Annotated in this window: 21 protein-coding genes; 7 read left to right on the top strand and 14 right to left on the bottom strand. The window is 38.2% G+C overall.

Features of this window, described 5'->3' with window-relative positions; all coding sequences use genetic code 11:
• Positions 1–168 precede the first annotated feature (168 nt).
• From A9970_RS28335 to A9970_RS28325, 3 genes are all read left to right on the top strand, one after another.
• Complete coding sequence (locus A9970_RS28335; RefSeq protein ID WP_182984495.1) at positions 169–2,622, top strand: PIG-L family deacetylase; 2,454 nt, start codon at positions 169–171, stop codon at positions 2,620–2,622.
• Positions 2,623–2,629: 7 nt separating this feature from the next.
• The gene (locus A9970_RS28330; protein WP_075990403.1) at positions 2,630–2,839 is read left to right on the top strand and encodes a hypothetical protein; all 210 of its coding nucleotides are present in this window, start codon (positions 2,630–2,632) and stop codon (positions 2,837–2,839) included.
• A gap of 94 nt (positions 2,840–2,933) precedes the next feature.
• On the top strand, positions 2,934–4,649 hold the full coding sequence (locus tag A9970_RS28325) for a sodium:solute symporter (protein ID WP_182984494.1): 1,716 nt from the start codon (positions 2,934–2,936) through the stop codon (positions 4,647–4,649).
• 25 nt (positions 4,650–4,674) lie between these two features.
• Here A9970_RS28325 and A9970_RS28320 read toward each other — a convergent pair whose 3' ends face one another.
• From A9970_RS28320 to A9970_RS28285, 8 genes are all read right to left on the bottom strand, one after another.
• Positions 4,675–5,529, bottom strand: a complete 855-nt coding sequence (locus A9970_RS28320) for an N-acetylmuramoyl-L-alanine amidase (RefSeq protein ID WP_310889305.1) — start codon at positions 5,527–5,529, stop codon at positions 4,675–4,677.
• Positions 5,530–5,540: 11 nt separating this feature from the next.
• Complete coding sequence (locus tag A9970_RS28315) at positions 5,541–6,578, bottom strand: DUF3078 domain-containing protein (protein WP_088163381.1); 1,038 nt, start codon at positions 6,576–6,578, stop codon at positions 5,541–5,543.
• Between the two features lie 22 nt (positions 6,579–6,600).
• Positions 6,601–7,353: a hypothetical protein gene (locus A9970_RS28310; protein WP_220801722.1), complete on the bottom strand. Its 753-nt coding sequence runs from the start codon at positions 7,351–7,353 to the stop codon at positions 6,601–6,603.
• 70 nt (positions 7,354–7,423) lie between these two features.
• Positions 7,424–8,257 (bottom strand): glucosaminidase domain-containing protein, encoded by an 834-nt coding sequence (locus tag A9970_RS28305; RefSeq protein WP_182984492.1) that lies wholly within the window; start codon positions 8,255–8,257, stop codon positions 7,424–7,426.
• Between the two features lie 15 nt (positions 8,258–8,272).
• The gene (locus tag A9970_RS28300; RefSeq protein ID WP_159729967.1) at positions 8,273–8,797 is read right to left on the bottom strand and encodes a glucosaminidase domain-containing protein; all 525 of its coding nucleotides are present in this window, start codon (positions 8,795–8,797) and stop codon (positions 8,273–8,275) included.
• Between the two features lie 22 nt (positions 8,798–8,819).
• Positions 8,820–9,455: an O-methyltransferase gene (locus A9970_RS28295; RefSeq protein ID WP_153847979.1), complete on the bottom strand. Its 636-nt coding sequence runs from the start codon at positions 9,453–9,455 to the stop codon at positions 8,820–8,822.
• A 241-nt stretch (positions 9,456–9,696) separates the two neighbouring features.
• Positions 9,697–10,326 (bottom strand): GTP cyclohydrolase I FolE, encoded by a 630-nt coding sequence (folE, locus tag A9970_RS28290; RefSeq protein WP_046673193.1) that lies wholly within the window; start codon positions 10,324–10,326, stop codon positions 9,697–9,699.
• A gap of 28 nt (positions 10,327–10,354) precedes the next feature.
• Positions 10,355–10,768 carry a 6-carboxytetrahydropterin synthase gene (locus A9970_RS28285; protein WP_070562714.1) on the bottom strand — a complete coding sequence of 138 codons (414 nt, stop codon included), beginning with the start codon at positions 10,766–10,768 and terminating at the stop codon, positions 10,355–10,357.
• 592 nt (positions 10,769–11,360) lie between these two features.
• Between A9970_RS28285 and mqnB the strand changes: the two genes are divergently transcribed.
• The 3 genes from mqnB (at position 11,361) to A9970_RS28270 (ending at position 13,978) form a co-directional block, all read left to right on the top strand.
• Entirely contained in the window at positions 11,361–12,002 is a 642-nt protein-coding gene (gene mqnB / locus A9970_RS28280) for a futalosine hydrolase (protein ID WP_159729971.1), read from the top strand.
• Positions 12,003–12,124: 122 nt separating this feature from the next.
• Positions 12,125–13,111: a pyruvate dehydrogenase complex E1 component subunit beta gene (locus A9970_RS28275; protein ID WP_046673190.1), complete on the top strand. Its 987-nt coding sequence runs from the start codon at positions 12,125–12,127 to the stop codon at positions 13,109–13,111.
• Positions 13,112–13,222: 111 nt separating this feature from the next.
• Complete coding sequence (locus A9970_RS28270; protein WP_153847944.1) at positions 13,223–13,978, top strand: DUF6263 family protein; 756 nt, start codon at positions 13,223–13,225, stop codon at positions 13,976–13,978.
• Positions 13,979–14,042: 64 nt separating this feature from the next.
• On the opposite strand, the gene gcvH is transcribed toward A9970_RS28270, so the two are convergent.
• On the bottom strand, positions 14,043–14,423 hold the full coding sequence (gene gcvH / locus A9970_RS28265) for a glycine cleavage system protein GcvH (RefSeq protein ID WP_075990412.1): 381 nt from the start codon (positions 14,421–14,423) through the stop codon (positions 14,043–14,045).
• Between the two features lie 100 nt (positions 14,424–14,523).
• On the opposite strand from gcvH, the gene A9970_RS28260 reads away from it, so the two are divergent.
• A complete protein-coding gene (locus A9970_RS28260; RefSeq protein ID WP_182984491.1) occupies positions 14,524–15,720 on the top strand; it encodes an anhydro-N-acetylmuramic acid kinase in 1,197 nt (398 codons plus the stop codon).
• Here the strand turns inward: A9970_RS28260 and A9970_RS28255 are convergent, their stop codons facing one another.
• The 5 genes from A9970_RS28255 to A9970_RS28235 all read right to left on the bottom strand — a co-directional run bounded on the left by A9970_RS28255 (position 15,721) and on the right by A9970_RS28235 (position 21,869).
• Positions 15,721–16,392 carry a DUF2461 domain-containing protein gene (locus A9970_RS28255; RefSeq protein WP_182984490.1) on the bottom strand — a complete coding sequence of 224 codons (672 nt, stop codon included), beginning with the start codon at positions 16,390–16,392 and terminating at the stop codon, positions 15,721–15,723. It abuts the gene before it with no gap.
• Positions 16,393–16,399: 7 nt separating this feature from the next.
• On the bottom strand, positions 16,400–17,200 hold the full coding sequence (locus A9970_RS28250; protein WP_182984489.1) for a phosphatidate cytidylyltransferase: 801 nt from the start codon (positions 17,198–17,200) through the stop codon (positions 16,400–16,402).
• Positions 17,197–17,412, bottom strand: coding sequence for a DUF2007 domain-containing protein (locus A9970_RS28245; protein ID WP_083663420.1), 216 nt, complete (start codon positions 17,410–17,412; stop codon positions 17,197–17,199). The genes A9970_RS28250 and A9970_RS28245 overlap by 4 nt, the downstream gene beginning before the upstream one ends.
• Entirely contained in the window at positions 17,387–18,310 is a 924-nt protein-coding gene (locus A9970_RS28240) for a CPBP family intramembrane glutamic endopeptidase (RefSeq protein WP_182984488.1), read from the bottom strand. Before A9970_RS28240 ends, A9970_RS28245 begins: the two co-directional genes overlap by 26 nt.
• Before the next feature lie 241 nt (positions 18,311–18,551).
• The gene (locus A9970_RS28235; RefSeq protein ID WP_182984487.1) at positions 18,552–21,869 is read right to left on the bottom strand and encodes a S41 family peptidase; all 3,318 of its coding nucleotides are present in this window, start codon (positions 21,867–21,869) and stop codon (positions 18,552–18,554) included.
• Positions 21,870–21,991: the final 122 nt, after the last annotated feature.

Below are 21,991 nucleotides of genomic sequence, written 5' to 3'. Positions count from 1 at the left end.
CCTTACTTCGTCGCTAAAACTAAATTTTTCTTATTGACCTAAGTTTATTCAGCATGATATCCATAAGTCAAAGCAATAAACCAACGTCACAAACGGACTACTTAAAGACTTTCAATAAAATTACAATCTCCAACAATCCGTTGTTCACCAAAATCTTTATCTTTAAACATGCGAAGACCTTTTCTCTCTGTTATCATTATTTTGGCTGGTATCTTGTCAACTTCAATCGTTAAAGCACAGAATCCACAGTGGAACGCTGCTGAAATTAAACTTAATCTAGAAAAACTGAACGTACTGGGGTCGGTACTCTATTTTGCAGCACACCCCGATGATGAAAATACCCGGCTAATCGCTTGGCTAGCTCAGGAAAAAAAATATAAAACAGGTTATTTATCCCTAACTCGAGGTGACGGCGGACAAAACCTCATCGGAACAGAACAAGGGATTGAACTTGGATTGATCCGAACGCAGGAATTACTGGCTGCTCGAAAAATCGATAAGGGCGAACAATTTTTTTCCTCAGCATATGATTTTGGATTCTCAAAGACTCCAGAAGAAACTTTCGAATTCTGGGATAAACAGCGTGTTCTTAGCGAAGCCGTATGGATTATCCGCAAATTTAGGCCCGATGTCATCATCACACGTTTTCCTCCCGATCCAAGGGGTGGACATGGTCATCACCAAGCTTCCGCCATTCTAGCACATGAAGCCTTTAAAGCTGCTGCTGATCCGAATCAATTTCCAGAGCAACTTCAATTTGTACGCCCCTGGAAAGCTAAACGCTTGCTTTGGAATACAGCTAATTTCGGAGGTCAAAACAATACACGTGAAGATCAGTTAAAAATAGATATCGGGGATTACAATTCTCTTCTAGGAGCCTCTTATGGGGAAATTGCCGCACACAGCCGTTCATCACACAAAAGCCAAGGCTTTGGTTCGGCAAGCCAACGCGGCTCATCAATCGAATACTTTGAATATGTAGACGGTGTCCCTGCAAAAAACACACTCTTGGATGGTGTTGACACCTCATGGAAAAGAATTCAAAACGGCAGTAAAGTTCAGTCCTTGATTGATCACATCAATCAAACATATCAAATTGATAAGCCTGAATTGATCATTGCTGAATTGATCCAACTGTACAAAGCACTGGATCAAATTGATGATGAATACTGGAAAACTGAAAAGAAAAAAGAGGTTGAAAAACTAATTCTTGCCTGTGGTGGAATTTGGTTCGAAAGTATCGCTAAAAATCCATCTTATGCCTTGAATGATCAGATCAAAGTGGAACATTCCATTATTGTTCGGCGTCCAAATGTAACTGTTGATCTGACCCAAATAAATGGAAACAGCATTCATGAAACACTAAAAATAAACAAGTTACAAAGAGACTCTGTTCTTATACATGCCGACAGGACGACACAACCCTACTGGTTGATTGAACCACATGGAAAAGGTAAATTTAATGTCAGTGATTTTAACCTGACCGGCTATCCAGAAAATCCCTACGCTCCAGAGGTATCATTTCAACTCCGGATCAATGGTGAAAATATCACACTCAGTCAACCCATAAAATATAAATATACCGATCCTGTTCGTGGCGAAATCTACGACCCCATTGTGATCGTCCCACAGTTGACGACAAAAAGTTCCAGCCCTTTGGCACTTACACAAAATGCCCACACGGTCAAAGTGAATCTGACTTTTCAGAAAAACGGACAAGCAAACACAACCACGTTTAACGTCAGACCGAATGTACCTAAAGGCTGGGAAGTTTCACCGGCATCTTTTGACCTATCTTTTGACAAAGGCGAACGTACAATTTCCAAAGAGATCAGCATAAAACCATCAGATGCTTCAAAATCTTCCATTGATACCCTGGGGTTCCTCTTGGCAAACAAAGAGCACTTAAAAGAGATAAAATCCATCGATTACAATCATATACCTAATATTGTTTATTTCCCAGATGTTGCTATAAAAATGAGCAATGTCAACCTGATCAACGACGTAAAGAAAGTGGCATACATCCATGGGGCAGGGGATCTAATTCCGGAGTCGCTGGCGGCCATTGGTATTAAAGTTGATGTATTAAGTAACGAACAGGCATTAAAAGCAGATCTCTCTAGCTACGATGCTGTAATCTTGGGTGTACGAATATTCAACGTCAACAAGCAAATTGCGCAGCTCCAAAACAGACTATTTGCGTATGTCAACATGGGCGGAACAGTCCTAGAACAATACAATGTAAACAATGGACTGATCTCAAAAAACTTTGGTCCTTTTCCTTTTAGCATCGGAAGAAGCCGTGTAACAGACGAACTTGCAACGGTACATTTCGATAAAAATGACCCGATTTTTAATTACCCGAACAAAATCAGCGACGCTGACTTCGAATACTGGGTACAGGAGCGGGGGCTATATTTTGCGGAAGATATTGATAAAAAATATCGCACCCCGATCACCATGCAAGATCCCGGCGAACCGTTACATAATGGCTCATTACTCATTGCTCAATATGGAAAAGGTAAATTTGTTTATACATCTTTGTCTTTTTTCAGACAATTGCCTGCCGGAATTCCCGGAGCTTACAGATTATTCGTAAATTTGCTATCAAAATCAAAATAATATAATAATGGAAAATCAGATTGACAACAGCTGCACGACAATTGATGCTGGCAAAGCAAAAGGAATCATTCTTTTAGTTGCTGTAGTATTTGGTGCATTAATTGGATTCACTGCAAACGAGACATTTTTAAGCATCTTTGGAGGTGCCGCTGTCGGATTGATTATCGCTGCTATTTTTAATAGCGTTATCTATCCTCAAAAGCCTTCAGATAGATAAGAAAGATGAATAGCTGGAAGCGTTTCTACTGGTTGGTCGTTATCTGGCTATTCGTATTTATCCTTTTTCTGTACATTTTCACGAACCACTATTCATGAGTACAGCAGATTGGATCGTGTTATTTCTGACACTCTTAGTTATTGTCATTTATGGCGTTTATAAGAGTAGAGGTATAAAAAATATTGATGGATATCTTCTAGGTAATCGTTCTTTACCCTGGTATCATGTCGGATTATCGGTAATGGCGACGCAAGCGAGCGCCATTACTTTCTTATCTGCCCCCGGCTTAGCTTATTCCTCAGGAATGAGTTTTGTCCAATTCTACTTTGGTCTTCCGTTGGCCATGATTGTGCTCTGCATTACATTTGTCCCTATTTTTCATAAGCTAAAAGTATTTACAGCCTACGAATTTCTAGAAAAACGGTTTGATGTCAAAACCAGAGGGCTCACCGCCATTCTTTTTTTGATACAGCGGGGAATATCAACCGGTATTACCATCTTTGCACCGGCTTTAATTATATCGACCATCCTTCATATTGATCTAACATGGACCACATTGGCCATAGGAAGTTTTGTTGTTATCTATACGACCTATGGAGGAACCAAAGCCGTGTCTCATACACAGTTGCTTCAAATGAGCATTATCTTTGGATCATTACTCGTAGCAGGTATATTAGTTATCCATCTGTTGCCAGAGTCTATTGGATTATCAAAAGCACTTCATATTGCAGGAAAATCAGGAAAAACCAATGCATTGGATTTCACTTTTGATCTCAATAATAACTATACACTTTGGACAGGACTAATCGGTGGTTTTTTCCTACAGCTTTCCTACTTCGGGACCGACCAAAGTCAAGTAGGTCGTTATTTGACGGGGGCTTCGATCAAAGAAAGTCGCATGGGATTAATTATGAATGGTCTATTGAAAATCCCTATGCAATTTGCTATCCTGTTGATTGGAGTTCTGGTATTTGCCTATTATCAATTCCATCAGCCGCCCATTTTTTTCAATCAAGTCGAGATCAAGAAGCTCAAAGAAAGCAAATATGCTCCTGACTACCAGATTCTCGAGCAAAAGCATAGCGAGCTATTTAAAACACGTGAATCTGTTGTTCAGCAGCTTAATACAGCATTGGATCACGACGATGAAAAAAGAATTGCTGATTATCGATCCTCACTCGGTCAACTTAATGCAAAAATGCAAGCGGTAAAAGAAGGGACTTTGGACTTAATCAAAAAAAACAACCCAATAGCGGAAACGAATGACAATAATTATGTCTTTCTTTCTTTTGTGACAAGCGTCTTTCCAAAGGGCCTAATTGGGCTACTCATAGCGGTCATTTTTCTCGCATCCATGGGATCTACGGCAAGTGCTATTAACTCATTGGCCTCAACAACGACCATTGATATCTACAAAAGATTTATTAATCCTAACTCATCTGAAAAACAAGACCTTTTGTGGTCGCGTTTATTTACGTTGATCTGGGGTACATTTACTGTTATTGTTGCTTTGTATGCGAACAGATTGGGTAATCTCCTCGAAGCGGTCAATATCTTGGGCTCACTATTCTATGGTACTATCCTGGGGATTTTTATCGTCGCCTTCTACATGAAGAAAATCCAAGGCAAAGCTGTTTTTTTTGCAGCCATTCTTTCCGAAATTATAGTAATAGCAGTATGGTCGATGAATAAGATTCCTTTTCTCTGGCTAAATCTTATTGGCTGCCTAGCTGTCATGCTAATCGCCTATATCCTACAACTGGGGATGAAAGTGCCTCGTCCTATAAAGGACAAAAGGGATCTTGAATAAAATAAAAAAGCCTGATTGATCAGGCTCAGTATTTTTTATAGATATTGTACAATACACTCTTATCATATATGGTCAATTCGGGGGTTGTATCCCGAACGACAAACTTTCGTTTAAAGGCAACGATAGCGGCTTTTAGATTGGAGGTGTCATAACCAATAATTTTAAGCGCATCTATTGCATTAAAGCTGTCAGGAGGGGCCACAAGCTGACCTTCATCATACCATATTCCAAAACCTCGTTCTGCAAGCTTTCTCCACGGGAAAAAAACGCTTGGATCATTCTTGCGTGATGGTGCTATATCGGCATGGCCAATAAAATTATTTGTTGGGATTAAATAACGCGATTTCAAGGTATCAAGCACAGTCATCAATGAATTAATTTGTGCCTCAGGAAAAGGCTCCCTACCATTATTATCCAATTCTATACCAATAGAACAGGAGTTCATGTCGACAATAGAACCCCATTTTGCCACCCCCGCATGCCAAGACCGAACATAATCGTTCAACATTTGTATAATCTCGCCATTCCGGCCAATGACATAATGTGAACTCACTTTAGTTCTTGGAATCTGAAAGGTTTTGATTGTCTGCCCAATACTATCTTGTGCTGTATGATGAATAATGACATAGTTAGGTTTACGAACATCATAATGTATGGCTTCCTCTTGGCGCCAATAAGGATGGTTTCCAGACTTCTGTAAAAAAACAACCTTTCTTTCCTCCGGTGTCAATAAATTGGTATCTGGCTTAGCTTCGACCTTTTCTTCCACAACCAATGCAGAAGCAAATGACGCAACTAGCGGTTTTGCAACCACCGGCTGTATCTTCGACTTGCAGCTTGCCAAAGACAGCAATGAACAAAGCAATATCCCTATTGACACAGGCCTAAACATTATTTTGGTAAACTATAGACTATACCCATCGCCAACGACTGGCTTAATTGTACTCTTGAAATGACATCTGGATCATAGATCATAATACCATTTAAGTTCACATTGATGACTCTCGTGACCTTTGCCGTTACAGTTACATCCAAACGGTGCGTAGGGTTGGAAAGTTTCTCGTAGTCAGCAAAAAGGTTATAACGAGCCTTTACATTCAGTTTATCTGTGAAGTTTTTGTCTAGGTTACCCGTTAGCTGAAAAGCCAGTGCATTGGCAAAAGAGCGGTCTTCCTTTACACCAAATCGTTCACCAGTACCCGCACTTGGATTGTTAGGATCTCTATAATATCCATATTTCTCAAAGAAACCTTCTCCAGAACGAGGCTTAACACGCTCATCCAAGATAAAAGTTTGACGTGCAGTACCCGTACCAAAACGCAAGGAAAATTCGTTACTAGGCTTATACTCAAGACCGAAAGATTCTGTCAGATAAGCTGGTGCCATAAAAGCATTCTCAATATAGTCTATTGTATCTCTGCCGTTAACCGTTTTATACTTATAACCCGCATCAAATTGCGACTCAAATGTCACCGACGTAAACAATGCCCAATTGGCAGACAATTTATAAGAAAGCTTATTATCCCAAAATATACGGTCATTATTCTTCTTCGCAATATTATTCGTATTCTTTATCTTTCCATAACGTAAATCAACTTCGGTCACAAAATTGAAATTGTCCTTCGTATAATCCGATTTATGATTCGCATTCAATCCTACAGCAATAGAACCAACACCACCACCTTTCCAATTATCATTAAATGACGCCTGGTTTAAATTGATCCCGAATTTTGTCCAATGTTTCCAATAGTCTACCTCTAAGTTTAGTTTTGGAACTATAGGACGAATCGTTTTAATATTTAATGGTTGCTCTTTCTGTACAGAAATTACGGTATCTGGTTTTGCTCGAAGATCTTTCAGATCCTGTGCTTTTAAGCTGGTAATAGAAAGGCAAAGCAGAGCCATGCCGACAAAATTGAATAACTTCATTCTGAAAACGTCTATTTTTTGTTTACGGTACTAATTTATAATTAATTGTTGGAAAAGGCTCAATAAAATATTGCGAAGGGTTCAATTGATACCGTGAATAACAATCTTTGATATAATTCACCAGCTCATAATCACTCGCTGAGAGAATAAAGAAATAGGAGGGTCTAAATATCCTTCTAAATCGTTCAGCTTCTTCGCTATTTAATCCTGTAATCTTACTGATAAGCTCTTTCGTAAATTTGTAATCGATCACATTTTCCTTATAATCGTTTTCAATGGTTTTAGTTAGTCGACGTGCTCTTTTAGCCTCCTTGCTAAATAAACTATAGATTGAATTAATGCTTAATCCAGCACCATTTGGGCCAACAGAAAATACGTCACCATAACCCGCAAGACGATATGCCTTCTCATAATCCTCTTTTGCTTTTTTCAGAATTTCTTCTGGGGTCTTGCGTGCAAAAACCTGAACCTCATCAATATAAAACGATTCCCGTACCAAATGAAACAGCAACAATCCACGGTTATCCACCTGAAGAGTATCCGAAAAATAGCCTTTACATATCGCAACAATATGATCTCCTAGCTGTGCATTAAAGACAAATTCTCCTTTGATAGTATTATAATTGACCTCCCCAGTACGTAAGTTGGCCAGCTTTACATTTCCAATACGTTGTTTGGTATTTTTATCAAAAACGATACCCTCTACTTTTTTATCTTGGCAAAAAAGTGGAGAAGTAAAGCCCACAAGGGCAATAAGTAGAAAAATATATCGCAATAGTATCACTTTCGTAAAACTACTATATCGCTGTACAAAAGCGAAATATTTAACATCTTTTAAAGCGTAACTATTTAGATATAACCAATAGTTGGCCTAAAGATAACGCATCATCGGTAAGACCGTTTAGGGATTTGATCTGATCAACGGATACATTGTACAGCTTACTGAGCGAATATAACGTATCCTGAGCTTTAACTTCATGAATACGCATAGCGACAGGGCTCTTGATTTCTTCTGTTTTTACTACGGTAGGAGGTGTTTCTTGTACATTTTGTACGATCTCAACCTGTACGGTCTCTTCTCGTACAACCTTTTCACGCCGTGATTCAACGCGATCATATTGATCAAGATGGTATCTTTCGATCATTTCGATCAACAATTCAGGATAACGTGGATTTGTGGCGTACCCCGCTGCTTTCAAGCCTTTAGCCCAACCTTTATAGTCATTCTTATCCAACTTAAAGAGTGCCGCATATCGCGGTCGTAACAGAAACTCTGAGTGATCCCGAAAAGATTGTTCGGGATTTTCATAAACACGAAAGCAATCATTAATATTATCATCAGGACGAGTCACGGATTTTCCTTTCCAAACTCCACCGCATTTAATACCGAAATGATTATTAGCCTCACGTGCTAAATAGCTATTACCATTACCGGATTCCAGTAAAGCCTGAGCAAGTTTAATGCTCGCAGGGATACCATATTTATTCATTTCTGCAACGGCCACATCTTTGTAATGAGCAATATAGTCGTTGCCAGCCATGGCCGGTCGCCCCACAGAAGAGGATGAAGAAGTTTTTGAATTGGAGCCAGATTTAGAAGAGGATATTGTGCCTCTCCGGCTTGAACATGATGTAATCAACATCATGAATACAAACATGCCATAAAAAAACTTCTTCATGCAATAATGTCGCGCTTATTTTTTTGTTGACGAGAATCTATTTTGCTTAGCATCATTATCAAACATATCTAAGTGATATTGTTTAATAGTAGCGAGTACTTTTGCTGTCCAACCTTTACTCGTGGAGTAACCCGAACGAGCAATCGCTTTTACCCAAGCTTCGTATTTTTCACCAGGATGTTTTTCAAAAAGACTCTGAGTAGTCTTTTTTCTTTTTACTATTCCTACAAAATCATCATACGAGTCCATTACAGACCGATAACCTTTGTAAGCTGACCGAATAACGGTACTGTTGTTTTTTCCTTTGACACCAAAATGGTTATTCAAATTTTTTGCTACCCTGCTACCACCATTTCCGCTTTCATGCATAGCGATGGCTAAGATAACCGATGCTGGAACACCGTGTTCCTCCATCATTTCTTTTGCTATTGGACTGTACTTATCGACATATGCCGCATTACTTTGAGCCGAAACTTTTGTTAATCCAAAAGTTCCCAAAGCTAGTAACAGTACAAAGCTTTTTAATTGTTTTAAATTCATGAAGAATGTTTTAGTTCACAAATTACTTCTTGCGTAAGGCAAAAAGTCCGTCTCGAATCGGTAATATTACCTTTTCTACGCGCTTGTCCTGAGCTAAACGTGCATTCAAATCAATGATCTGCTTTGTTTGGTTGTCTGGTTTTGAATCTAACACCTTACCTTTCCATAAGACATTGTCAATCAAAATAAGTCCCCCAGACGGAACTTGATTTATTATCGTTTCGAAATAATATAAATTTCTCTTTTTGTCCGCGTCGATAAATACTAAATCAAATGTTTCATCTAATGTAGGTAGTATTACCGCTGCATCTCCAATATGATAGCTGATTTTATCAGCAAATGCCGATTCATCAAAATACCTCTGGACGCGTTCTTGTTGCTCTGCATTGATATCGATAGTATGTAATATCCCATCTTCCTGCAGCCCCTCTGCGAGACATAATGTTGCATATCCCGTAAACGTTCCTATCTCCAAGATACGTTTCGGAGCAACCAATTTACTCAATAAAGAAAGAACTCTTCCCTGGTAGTGTCCAGATAACATATGGGGCATTGTTTCCTTCAAATATGTCTCCCGATTTACCCTTTTCAGTAACGAATTTTCTTCGTCTGTAGTATGTTCCAAATAGGACTCTAAATCGTCGGCAACAATTTCCATAACCACAAAGGTACCAAAAAACATTTTTATGATAAAAACTTTTTTTTACAAAAACCTGAATATCAGTAAAATACAATTATCCTTTTGTAAAGAGCTTTTTTCGGGAATCGCGTCAGATGCATAAAAAAGCCATATTGCCATTTTTTGATTTTCTATTTTGTTTCCAAATTTCATCAAAAAAATGCCCCCCTAAAAGACGATCTTTTAGAGGGGCATTTTTTATTATTAAACAACAAATATACTAAGCAAGATCAGCAGTGATCAAGCGTAGAAATTCGGATCTTGTGACATCATTTTGGAATGCTCCCGTAAATGCAGAGGTAGTCGTTACAGAATTCTGTTTCTGAACACCACGCATCGCCATACACATGTGTTTGCATTCCATAACCACAGCTACTCCACGAGCGCCCAAAGTTTCTTGAATACAATCTCTGATCTCATTGGTGAGCCGTTCCTGAACCTGCAGACGACGCGCAAAAATATCAACGACACGTGGTATCTTGCTTAAACCTACAATATGGCCATTTGGAATATACGCGATATGGGCTTTGCCAAAGAAAGGTAACATATGGTGCTCACAAAGAGAATATACTTCAATATCCTTAACGACGACCATTTGACTGTAGTCTTCCTCAAACATAGCACCACGTAATACTTCCGCAGCATCGATATCATAGCCATGTGTCAAAAATTGCAATGCCTTTGCAACACGTTCTGGTGTTTTCACTAAACCTTCGCGTTTTGGATCTTCCCCCAGACATTCTAATATATCTGTATAATGAGCAGCGATGCGATCTACCTTTTCAGTATTGTATTTGTCGATCTTAATATATCCATCCAACTCTTCGTTGTCAAATGAGTGTTGACTCATAGTTTCTACTATTTAAATGTATTAAAGATTAATCGCCAAAATATTCGACGTAATTATTTTCTGTTTCATGCAAACGGACACTATGCAAGATCACACCCTGTTCATCAAACAGAGGTTTTAAGATCTTAAATATTTCGATTGCGATATTCTCCGTAGAAGCCATGACTCCTTTCATAAAATCAACATCTAAATTGAAATTACGGTGATCGACTTTGTCAATGATACTACGATTGATTATTTCTTTCATGATCTTTAAATCTATCAAAAAACCAGTCTCCGGATTGACTTTTCCTTTCACTGTTACATAAAGATCATAATTATGTCCATGCCAATTTGGATTGGAGCAAAGACCAAATACCTGTTCATTCTGCTCCTTACTCCAGTCTTCACGATAGAGCTTGTGCGCAGCACAGAAACGTTCACGACGAGTTATAAATACCATAATAATACAAAGATAAGGCTTTAAGTGCAATTAAAACATCTCAATTTAAGGAATGCCGTCAGAATATAGTAATATAATGAAGTGCTTTCTCTTTTGTTGAACAAACAGGCAAAAATCTAAGCACTTTATCCTTACTTACAACCTGATTTCAAGAATAATTTGATATAAAATTTTATAGCGGAGTGTGAATACTCCGTGTTTAAAAAGAACTATAATGAATGCTGATTTTTAAGGTCAATTTTCTTTTACCTTTAGTTAGGGTTTACTTAGGGTTTAGTTAGGGTTAGTTTAGGTTTTATATAGCCTTTACCTAAAGTAACCCTAACTAAACCCTAAACTAAGAGTATATAAAATCTAAACTAATTCAAGCGATTATATCGATCGATTAGTATTGTTTCCAATAACATCAGGACAAAAACTATACAGTTCGTACAGCATTATAAAAGAGAAGGTCGTAGCAAAAAAGCAGTTGGCCTTATTAACATCAAGCTCGCGTTTCTAAGCAGGACGCATTGCAAGAACAATGTTTTTATACTAAAAAGAGTTCTACTTGCAAGATAATGTGTAATTTTCAATCAAAAACGAGCTTGTCATGCAAATATTAATTATTGCGGCTACTTCATTTGAATTACAGCCTTTTCTGGAAGTGGTATCAAATTACGATCAATGTGATACCTTAGTAACTGGTGTAGGCATGGTCGCTACAGCCTTTGAGCTGGGAAGAATGCTACACGAAAAAAATTATGATCTCCTCATTAATGTCGGGATAGGAGGATGTTTGGATCGTACAATTGAAATAGGTTCGGTTATTCAAGTCGTTTCGGAATCATTTGTTGAACTAGGCGCGGAAGACGGTCATAATTTTATTCCAATAGATCAATTGGGCTATGGAAGGTCTACATTTAACTCATGTTTACTGAATGACAAGGAGCTTAGGCTTCCTTTTCTAAAACAGGGGGAAGGAATTACCGTAAACAAAGTCCATGGTAGAACAGAAAGTATCGAAAAAATTAAAAAACTGCATCCTAATAGCCTTGTTGAAAGTATGGAAGGAGCGGCTGTTTTCTATGCCGCCGATAAAATGACAATTCCCGTGATTGAGATTCGTGGTATTTCAAATTACGTGGAAAGAAGGAACCGTGCCACGTGGAACATTCCGTTAGCGATAATGAATAGTAATAAGGCACTTATAAAGACATTGGAATATCTGAACAACTTATATTCAAAAATTTAATACAAAAGTCATTTACTTATTAAAAATGACATAAAACTATAGAATTAGCGGGTTCAAATCTTCAAAATATCAATTTTAAATAGTAGATTTGTAATCTAAAAATTGACACTATTTTACAACTGATGAGAGAAATACAATTCAGAGAAGCACTTCGTGAAGCAATGAACGAAGAAATGCGTAAAGACGACAAAATATTTTTATTAGGAGAAGAAGTTGCTGAGTATAACGGAGCTTACAAAGTGAGTCAGGGTATGCTTGATGAATTCGGTGCAAAACGTATCATTGATACACCTATTGCTGAACTTGGTTTTGCAGGTATCGCAGTTGGAGCTGCAATGAATGGTTTAAAACCGATTGTTGAGTTCATGACATTCAACTTTTCACTTGTTGCTATTGATCAAGTAATCAATGCGGCAGCTAAAATCCACTCGATGAGTGGTGGACAGTTCTCTATTCCAATGGTCTTCCGTGGTCCAACTGGAAATGCTGGTCAGCTTGCAGCACAACACTCTCAAAACTTCGAAAACTGGTTTGCAAATACACCAGGTTTAAAAGTTGTGGTTCCTTCTAACCCATATGAAGCTAAAGGTTTATTGAAATCAGCTATTATCGATCCAGATCCTGTTATCTTCATGGAATCTGAGGTAATGTATGGTGATAAAGGACAAGTTCCTGAAGAAGAATATTACTTGGAAATCGGAAAAGCTAATATTATCCAAGAAGGTACAGATGTAACTGTTGTATCTTTTGGTAAAATGCTTCCTCGCGTTGTCATTCCTGCAGTTGAAGAATTGAAAAAAGAAGGTATCAGCGTTGAATTAATTGACTTGCGTTCGGTACGTCCTATCGATTACCCTACAATCATCGCGTCTGTTAAGAAAACAAACCGTTTGGTAATCGTGGAAGAAGCATGGCCATTGGCGTCTATTTCTACGGATTTAGCATTCAATGTACAACGTAACGCATTTGATTATTTAGATGCCCCTGTTATCCGCGTAAATTGTGCAGATGTACCTCTTCCTTATGCTCCAACATTGATCGAAGCTGCTTTACCTAGCGTTGAGAAAGTTGTTAAGGCTGTGAAAGAAGTATCTTATATCAAGAAGTAATACCAATTACATTCTTAAAAAAATTAAAATCCCTTTTACGTTGTAAAAGGGATTTTTTTTTATATTTAAGCTGACCGATTGTTGCTTATTAAAAAAAATAAAATTCCATATATGAAAAAATTAAGAATTGCCTCTTTGATGGCCGTATTTGCATTTCTAGTGATATCTGCTTCCGCACAAAAGAAATACACACTACGTGTAAATCCCGATTCAGGAAAAAAAATATCGCAAAACCTTGTGATGACAATGGATATTGACGCTGCTGGCCAAAAAATGGTTACAGACCTTAATATGGGCTTTGATATCACCAATACAACGAAAAAAGACAATATCTTCGCGTTTGACCTTAGATATACCGGAATAAACATGAAAATGAATATGGCGGGAATGGACATGTCTTACGACTCGAAAAACCCCGAGGCCAATGAGTTTTCCAAACAGATGCATGCTACCTTAGGCAAATTGCTAGAAAATAGCATTAGCTTTAATGTTGATCAACTTGGCAAATCTTCTGATATCAAGTTACCCGAAGGAATTAACATCCCGTTTGATAAAAGTATGTTCGAAAATATAAGTACAGTATTACCTGAACAGCCAATTAAAATAGGTGATTCATGGACATCCAAAACTGAATCAGATGATTCCGGCATTTCGGTGGAAAGCAAAATGACTTTAATAGAAGCAAATGAGTTAGGCTACAAAGTAAATGTTGAAGGGAAAATGTTCGGCCCGGATGCAAATCAGGTAGGCAACGTACAGGGTTTTTATGTCTTGGATAAAAAGACCTGCCTTACCAAGATAACAGAAATGACAAGTGCCGTGGATATGCCTGAAGCAAAAATAACGACCACATTAAAAAGTCAATAAACGACTGGAACGAGAAATAAAATAGGGGCCTTTTGGCCCCTATTTTATTTCTTATATATCAAATTTATGCGTTGATCTCTTCTTTGTATTGATCAGCAGATAACAAAGCATCTACATCAGCAACATTGTTCAATTTAATACGAACAATCCAACCTTCACCATAAGGATCAGAATTGACCAATTCAGGAGATGCATCAATAGCTTCATTAACCGATAAAATCGTAGCTGATACAGGTAAAAATAGATCAGAAACTGTTTTTACAGCTTCAATTGTACCGAAAACTTCATTAGCGGCAACTTCCTCACCTACAGTGTTTATGTCAACAAAAACGATGTCACCCAATTCACGTTGAGCGAAATCGGTAATCCCTACAACTGCTTCATCACCTTCAACACGAATCCATTCGTGATCTTTGGTGTATTTCAATTCTGCTGGAAAATTCATTGTATTTAATTTTTTGATTTTTAATGCCGTGAAGTTACAAAATATCTTTAATTGTCAAAAATGATATTCATCATAACATTTTTGTGTTTATTTTTAAGCTATGAATCCTCAAATCGAAAGACTTTACCAAATTTCACAAAAGAAAGAACGTCGTATTATTGGCCTGATGTCCGGAACTTCTCTGGATGGTCTTGATATTGCAGTATGCCGCATAGAAAATGCAGGTAAAACAACAAAAATACAGCTAGAGAATTTTGCTACAATGGATTATGAGGATGATTTCAGAGCACGAGTCCGTGAAGTCTTTGCAAAACGAAATATCGACCAACAGTTATTTTCCGGACTCAATGCTTATATTGGAGTCACACATGCCAAATTAATCAATACAGCATTACAACAATGGAATATAGCAAGCAGCGAGATTGATTGTATAGCCAGCCATGGGCAAACCGTATACCATGCACCCCAATCATTGACCAAAGACCGCAACTGGCCCAATAGTACCTTACAGATCGGCGATGGAGATCATATTGCCGTAAATACCGGCATCATAACCCTGTCTGACTTTAGACAGAAACATGTTGCTGCGGGAGGGGAAGGGGCACCTTTGGCGGCGTATGGTGACTATCTACTTTTCTCGCATGCGACAGAGAATCGATTCTTACTGAATATTGGCGGTATTTCTAATTTCACATTTATCCCAAGCCATCAAACAAAATTGAAAGCCTATGCAACAGATCTCGGTCCAGGCAATACAATGATGAACCAATACATGAAGGCTAATTTTAATCAGGAGATGGATAGAGATGCCTATATGGCCAAAAAGGGACAAGTAAATGATGCGCTATTGAATCAATTATTAACAGAAGAATTTCTAACACTGCCCTTTCCAAAAACCACCGGGCCAGAACTATTTAATCTCGCTTATCTCGAAAGGGCACAAGATCGTTCGAAAACAACTCATATTCCACATGAGAATGTTATGGCAACCCTCAATCGCTTTGCGGCTCATGCGATGGTCAACGGCATTCGGAAGCAGTCAGAAGGACTATCTGATGTGGCTGTATACATAAGTGGCGGTGGACTACACAATCCATTGCTGTTTGATTACATCAAAAGGAGCTTACCTACAAGTAACGTTGAAAGTTTCGCAACATTAGGTATCAATCCAGATGCAAAAGAGGCCGTCCTCTTTGCTCTATTAGCAAATGAGACTTTGGTAGGTAACAAATCCAGTGTAGCGCAAATTAAAGATTCGCCCGCTGTCTGCATGGGCAAAATCAGCTTACCGGAATAATTATTCCGTATCGATGGCTTCTTGTAAAAACTCTTTAAAAGGAAGCATACTTTTATAGGAAGCCACGATATTATCTAGTGCATTTTTTTCAGATAACTCCTTTATAGTTAAAGATCTATCCAACACAAAACTTTTCAATTTGATAAAGTCAATAAAAGGATTATCCTCACTATAGCCAGCAGGCGCACGCTTCAGTAAATCTTCTTTGAAAAGTGCAATATTACCGCCTGTCAATACAGTTTTTAAAATTTCATCCAATTTATTACCGCTGTAATCAATTTCTTGTCTTATTGCCTCTAAATGTTGCTTTTCTGGACGCCAATATCCACAGGCAATAAATGAATTTTCTGCTCCAATATGAATATAGTACTCTGGTCCCTGCAACTTTCTTCCATCAACTGAAATTCCTGCCCCAAACCAACTTTTATAAGGTGTCTTATCATTTGAAAAGCGTGTATCACGGTAAATACGAAACAAACATTTACTTGCCTGTATGGAAGTATTGATTTTAGGGTCAAACTCGCTCAAAGCGGCAATTAAATCTGTCAAAAAACTTCTCACATCAGCCAATGCAGCTTCATATTTAGCTCTGTTATCGGCAAACCATTCCCGAGAATTATTGGCTTTCAATTCCGTTAAAAAATCAAATGTAGATTTTTGAATGTGACTCATAATACAATCAATTGATTAAAATTAAGAAAACATAGACCATAGGTGCCGCTAATAACAACCCATCAAATCTATCTAAAAAACCACCATGTCCAGGCAATATATTTCCGGAATCCTTTACGTGCAAACTACGCTTTAACATCGACTCAACTAAGTCACCTAATGTTCCCACAATACTGATAATTGCCGCTATACTTACCCATTGCCAGAGCGGTAGATAACCAAAATACTTCTCTAGATTCACTGCAGCAACAATTGCCAAAATCAATCCACCGAAAAAACCTTCCCATGTTTTCTTTGGTGAGATCCGTTCGAATAGTTTACGTTTTCCGAAGCTTCGTCCAGCGAGATATGCCCCTGTATCGTTTGTCCACAATAAGATCAAAAAACCTAAAGGCAGCACATAGTTAAAAGTACCTTGCATAAATCCTAATTTGGAAAATAGGAAAAAAGGCAATGTAACATACGCTATTCCCAAAAAAGTATAGGCAATATCATTAAAAGGAAAAGTTCTCTTCTGAAACAGTGAAATAATATAAGTCGCACTTATAAACGGAATAATCAGTGCTAAAAATTTTACCGCAAGCAGATCCATCGAAATTAAGGATCCCAAAACAAACAGTACCAAGGCCAGGGAGATACCAATCACTTTATTTGGAGCGCGTTCTTCGGATGAAACTATTCCATAGAATTCATAAAGACACCATGTACTTAGCAAGGTAAAAAAAATGGAATAAACATAAGCTCCCAAAAGGGTGGCCGCTATCATGACAGCCACAAAGATTACTCCGGTTATTGCTCTTGTTTTCATAAACTAAAATCCCCTTCCGATTCCTCAATTAACCTTTCAGCTGCTTCGATAGATCCTTCACTGACATAAAGTTCGATTTTTCCAAACAGATAAGAAGAATCTTGTTTATTCAACGCGACAGCGGGAATTCCATTCTCTTCCAACATTTGTTTGACTATCTCGGCTTGAATAGCATTTGTATATGTTTTAATTTTTTTCCAATCGTTCTCCATTGTTTTCTTTTTGCGTTGATCGATAAAATAAGAATACAAAAATAAGAGTAAAAATGAAGCCTACAAGATATATCCACCAAGATTGTAACTCAAATGCATTGAGTTCATCATAACTCTTTCCCTGTCTTACGTAATAAAATGCTCCAATTGTGGCTCCGGCATTGTTGACAAAGTGCCCAAAGATGGGCAATATGATGTTCTTGCTCCATACATAAAGATAGCCAAAAAAAGCGCCCAATAACATTCGGGGAACAAAACCAAAAAATTGCAGGTGTATCGCACTGAAGATAATAGCAACGAGCCATATAACCACATGCTGGTTGCTCAACCATCTTCCTATTATTTTTTGCAAAATACCACGAAACAATAATTCTTCACCTATGGCCGGAATTAAGGCCACTACAACAATATTGTACAAAAAGCCGGATATACTCGACTCCATAATTATGCCCTTGATTAAATCACCAGATTCCTTTTCGCTACGCTCCATCCAACGCTGCAACGATTGCATATTGTCGGGCAATTGTAAGGATTCATTCCAGTGACCGATCAGACTCATCAAAGGCATAAAAGAAAGCATTGCCAAAAATATATAGCCAAATTGCATTCCACTTGGCCATTTTTTCAGTTTAAAATAAGTAATGCCATATCCTTCGCGTGTATTCATCAGATAAGCTGGCACAACAAAAGATCCCAAGCTGCTCATTAACAACATAAATCGCATCTCATTGGCCGATCCATTCATTAAGGATTCCAAGGAGAAGACCTGCCTAGTGTATGTATAATAACTTGCAATAATCAGAAAAGCAATAATCTGCGAAAGAATGGTAAAACCGATAACCATTAAGATCAATCGTAACAAAGATTGAAACGGATGGGGTGTTTGTTCAGGAAACATAGCTATTAAATATCAGTTAAAGATAGCAATAAAAGCAAGATTTATTAAAATTGTCGCATTCAATCAAATTCTGCCGTCTAGTTTGTACTAGCCGAATGGCAACGCGCGATATCATCCAAATACAGGAAAAACTCCAACAGAGGTATTCGATCATCACGAATATGAATACATTTGACACAGCATATATGATCAAAAAAAAGGCTTTGGAAAAATCCAAAGCCTTTTTTTAATATAGATTATCCTAATTCACTCGAATTGGATCTGCCGGTTTCTGCAGATTTTTATACGGATATGTTTTCATTTCTTCCAACAATATTTTCACCGTTCTTTCAAGCTGTGGATCTCGGCCTTCCAAAAGATCTTTTGGTAATTGTTCGATAAATACATCAGGAGCGACCCCTTCATTTTCGATAATCCAATTTCCTTTAAGGTCATAAACACCGAAGTTTGGAGAAGTAATACGGCCTCCATCCAACAAAGGAGGATAACCACTTATGCCAACCAAAATCCCCATTGTTGTACGACCGACCAATTTGCCAAGTCCTTTAAAACGGAACATATAAGGCATCATATCGCCACCTGAGCCTGCATTTTCATTAATAATCATGGCTTTTGGTCCATAAATACCATTTCCCGGAGTTGTAAATCCTTTTCCATCACGAATTCCCCAGCCAGCGATTAACTCGCGAGATAAGAGGTCGATCACATAATCGGCAACCCAGCCACCACCGTTGTTTCTTTCGTCCATTAGAAGAGCCTTTTTATCCATCTGAGCGAAGTAATACCGATTGAAATAGGTATACCCTTCAGGACCGGTATTCGGCATGTACACATAAGCTATTTGCCCATTGCTCAATTCATTTACTTTTTTACGGTTCCTTTCGACCCATTCCATGTTACGCAAGTTCATTTCATCACTAAACGAGATCGGTTTAACGATTACTTCACGTGCGCCAACCAGCGATGGTTTTGAATTGACCTTCAACGTAACTTGTTTACCAACAGTATTGTCAAATAAACTATAGATATCCTTATCCTCAGTCAATTCAGTACCATTCACGGCAACAATATAGTCTCCCTCTTTTATGTTTAATCCCGGTTCAGCCAATGGGGCTTTGAACGATGGATTCCATTCAAGACGCGTAAACAATTTGGCGATCTGATAATAACCATTCTTTAGCGTATAATCTGCTCCCAACACACCAACTGAAACTGATGGCGTGGAAGGTTGATCTCCAGGATAGATATAATTGTGTCCTACAACCATTTCTCCCATCATTTCGTTCAATAAATAACCAAGATCAGAACGATGGTTTACAAAAGGTAGGAATTTTTCATATTTGGCTTTCATCGCCTTCCAGTCTGCACCGTGCATATTTTCTACATAGAAATAGTCTTTTTGCATCGACCATACTTCATTGAACACCTGTTTCCATTCCGCCGCAGGGTCCACCAGTTGCTGAATTCCACCCAATTTGACTTCCCCCGCAGTAGGAGAGGCTACTTTTTGCCCAGCTGTTACAATATTGAATCCATTTCCCGTTTGATATAACATCTTTTTACCATCTGCACTAATAACAAAGCTACGTGCATTCTCTACTAAGGTTTTGTTTTCAAGATCCTTAAAATCATATGCACCGATTGTTCCACCACGTTGATAAGTCAATTGATTTGGAACCAGACCATTTAAATTCCAGTAAGGACCGGCTGGCAAAGGAAGGGCAACAATTCGATTCTCTATACGATCGAAATCTACCTGAATAGATTTTTCAACCGGCTTGCTTGCAACTGACTCTTCCTTCTTATCCTTTTTAGGAGCTTTTTTATCATTCTCTTTTACACGTTCCTTTTTATTATTCTCTCCCTCTTCCTTTTTATCAGGTTTATCTTCACGGATTTGCTCATCATCACTATCGTTTTTAAAGAATGATGGTGTTTTGCTCGACAGGATAAAAGCATAGACTGCATAATCTACATTACGCTGTACAGCGGACATATGTAAACCAGAATTTGTTAAACCTGTATTTGTACTCGCCGTGAAAAATAAATATTTACCATCTTGCGAAAATGCAGTACTGCGGGCAGAGCTCATACCATCCGTAATTTGCTGAGTTTTCTTTGTATCTAAGTTATACATGAACACAGCAGGTGCCCCGTTTTCCAGTGTACGTATAAAGGAAATCCATTTTGAATCTGGAGACCAACTTGGTTGGAAATGATTGGATACACGCCCGGTTTGACCACTTAATTTGTCATCGGCAACTTTGACAACAGCCTTGGAAGCAATATCAATATAATACAGATTAAGATGCGAATCATTGTAAAAAAGCTTCTTTGAATCTGGCGACCAAGTGGGTTCAAAATAGAAATGGGTTTCCCCTAAATTAAAGTATAATGGCTGATCTTTTCCGAACTGATCCATCAGTACCAACTGATAGGATCCATTTTTATCTGAAATATATGAAACCCATTTGCCATTAGGAGACCAATCTGGAAAACGTTCATGCGAACCTGGTGAATTAGATAAATTTCGAGCTTCTCCTTTTTCCTTTGGTACCGTAAAGATCTCTCCCCGTGCTTCTAATAGTGCCCGCTGGCCCGTTGGCGATAGAGTAGCATAACGTATATCGTCCTTGATGTCTTTATAATACGGCCTTTTATACATGACATCTGTATTCACAGTGATGTGCAAAGGAGTAATTTTATTTCCGTTTAGATTCAGTGTATTCAATACTCCAGCATATTCAAAAATCAAGTCGTTACCATTCCCATTCAAGGAACGCACATCATAATCTTTGAAATCTGTTAGTTTTTCAACCTTTTTGGTTTTGGTGTCGTAGCTAAAAATATTGACAATTTTATCGCGGTCAGATAGGAAATAAACCTTCGTTCCCAACCATAATGGTTTAACATCATTACTTTTAACGTTCGGAATAGCCTCGATTTCTTTTGTTTTGGTATCAAAAATCCAAATGGTTGGCATGCCACCACCCCGGTAACGTTTAAAGGCTACTCGATCTCTTTCAGTAGGGTCAGTATTCTTGATGTAAGCCCAGTAACGGCCATCGGCAGAAGGGCTTCCCTGAGTAGCCTCAGGCATAATGAGCGCCTTGTCCATTCCTGACATTTGAATATTGGAACTGTATAATCGTGGACTTAAAGCATAGGTGAAATCACGAGATGTAGTATAATATACTTCATCATTATTGAGCCATCCGCGCAATACATCCGACGAGGGATGATAAGTAATACGTTTAGGCTCACCACCTGTTATAGGAATCACGTATACATCCGTATTTCCATCATAATTCCCCGTAAATGCCACTTTCTTACCGTCAGGAGAAAACATCGGATTCTGCTCTACGCCAGGATTTGTAGTAAGCCGCCTTGGATTAGCGCCATTTTTGTCTGCAATCCAAATATCTCCACCATAGACAAAAGCGATATTACTAGCGCTTACACTGGGATTTCGAAGCAATAAGGTTTCTTGCGCTTTTGTTTGCAGAAAGGATGTACCGAGCAAAAAGGCAGCAAATAACTTGAAATGAGTTTTATTCATAAACGTTTAAAGGTTAAATTTACCACACACAAAACTACACTTTTGTAAAGTGGACCTAGTTAGTATATCCACAAAGTTGCATAAAAAATATGACAAAAAAAAAGTCCCGCTTTCAGCAGGAC

Origin of the sequence: Sphingobacterium sp. UME9 (assembly GCF_014170215.1) — a bacterium.
Taxonomy (GTDB): domain Bacteria; phylum Bacteroidota; class Bacteroidia; order Sphingobacteriales; family Sphingobacteriaceae; genus Sphingobacterium; species Sphingobacterium paramultivorum.
The sequence above is the reverse complement of the archived record's forward strand: the minus strand, read 5'-3'. Positions and strand labels throughout refer to the sequence as shown.

What these genes read in the sequence shown, in the direction of transcription:
- A9970_RS28335 (WP_182984495.1), top strand. Translation starts at nt 169, where the DNA reads ATGCGAAGACCTTTTCTCTCTGTTATCATTATTTTGGCTGGTATCTTG.
- A9970_RS28330 (WP_075990403.1), top strand. Translation starts at nt 2,630, where the DNA reads ATGGAAAATCAGATTGACAACAGCTGCACGACAATTGATGCTGGCAAA.
- A9970_RS28325 (WP_182984494.1), top strand. Translation starts at nt 2,934, where the DNA reads ATGAGTACAGCAGATTGGATCGTGTTATTTCTGACACTCTTAGTTATT.
- A9970_RS28315 (WP_088163381.1), bottom strand. Translation starts at nt 6,578, where the DNA reads ATGAAGTTATTCAATTTTGTCGGCATGGCTCTGCTTTGCCTTTCTATT.
- A9970_RS28305 (WP_182984492.1), bottom strand. Translation starts at nt 8,257, where the DNA reads ATGAAGAAGTTTTTTTATGGCATGTTTGTATTCATGATGTTGATTACA.
- A9970_RS28300 (WP_159729967.1), bottom strand. Translation starts at nt 8,797, where the DNA reads ATGAATTTAAAACAATTAAAAAGCTTTGTACTGTTACTAGCTTTGGGA.
- A9970_RS28295 (WP_153847979.1), bottom strand. Translation starts at nt 9,455, where the DNA reads ATGGAAATTGTTGCCGACGATTTAGAGTCCTATTTGGAACATACTACA.
- folE (WP_046673193.1), bottom strand. Translation starts at nt 10,326, where the DNA reads ATGAGTCAACACTCATTTGACAACGAAGAGTTGGATGGATATATTAAG.
- A9970_RS28285 (WP_070562714.1), bottom strand. Translation starts at nt 10,768, where the DNA reads ATGGTATTTATAACTCGTCGTGAACGTTTCTGTGCTGCGCACAAGCTC.
- mqnB (WP_159729971.1), top strand. Translation starts at nt 11,361, where the DNA reads ATGCAAATATTAATTATTGCGGCTACTTCATTTGAATTACAGCCTTTT.
- A9970_RS28275 (WP_046673190.1), top strand. Translation starts at nt 12,125, where the DNA reads ATGAGAGAAATACAATTCAGAGAAGCACTTCGTGAAGCAATGAACGAA.
- A9970_RS28270 (WP_153847944.1), top strand. Translation starts at nt 13,223, where the DNA reads ATGAAAAAATTAAGAATTGCCTCTTTGATGGCCGTATTTGCATTTCTA.
- gcvH (WP_075990412.1), bottom strand. Translation starts at nt 14,423, where the DNA reads ATGAATTTTCCAGCAGAATTGAAATACACCAAAGATCACGAATGGATT.
- A9970_RS28260 (WP_182984491.1), top strand. Translation starts at nt 14,524, where the DNA reads ATGAATCCTCAAATCGAAAGACTTTACCAAATTTCACAAAAGAAAGAA.
- A9970_RS28255 (WP_182984490.1), bottom strand. Translation starts at nt 16,392, where the DNA reads ATGAGTCACATTCAAAAATCTACATTTGATTTTTTAACGGAATTGAAA.
- A9970_RS28250 (WP_182984489.1), bottom strand. Translation starts at nt 17,200, where the DNA reads ATGAAAACAAGAGCAATAACCGGAGTAATCTTTGTGGCTGTCATGATA.
- A9970_RS28245 (WP_083663420.1), bottom strand. Translation starts at nt 17,412, where the DNA reads ATGGAGAACGATTGGAAAAAAATTAAAACATATACAAATGCTATTCAA.
- A9970_RS28240 (WP_182984488.1), bottom strand. Translation starts at nt 18,310, where the DNA reads ATGTTTCCTGAACAAACACCCCATCCGTTTCAATCTTTGTTACGATTG.
- A9970_RS28235 (WP_182984487.1), bottom strand. Translation starts at nt 21,869, where the DNA reads ATGAATAAAACTCATTTCAAGTTATTTGCTGCCTTTTTGCTCGGTACA.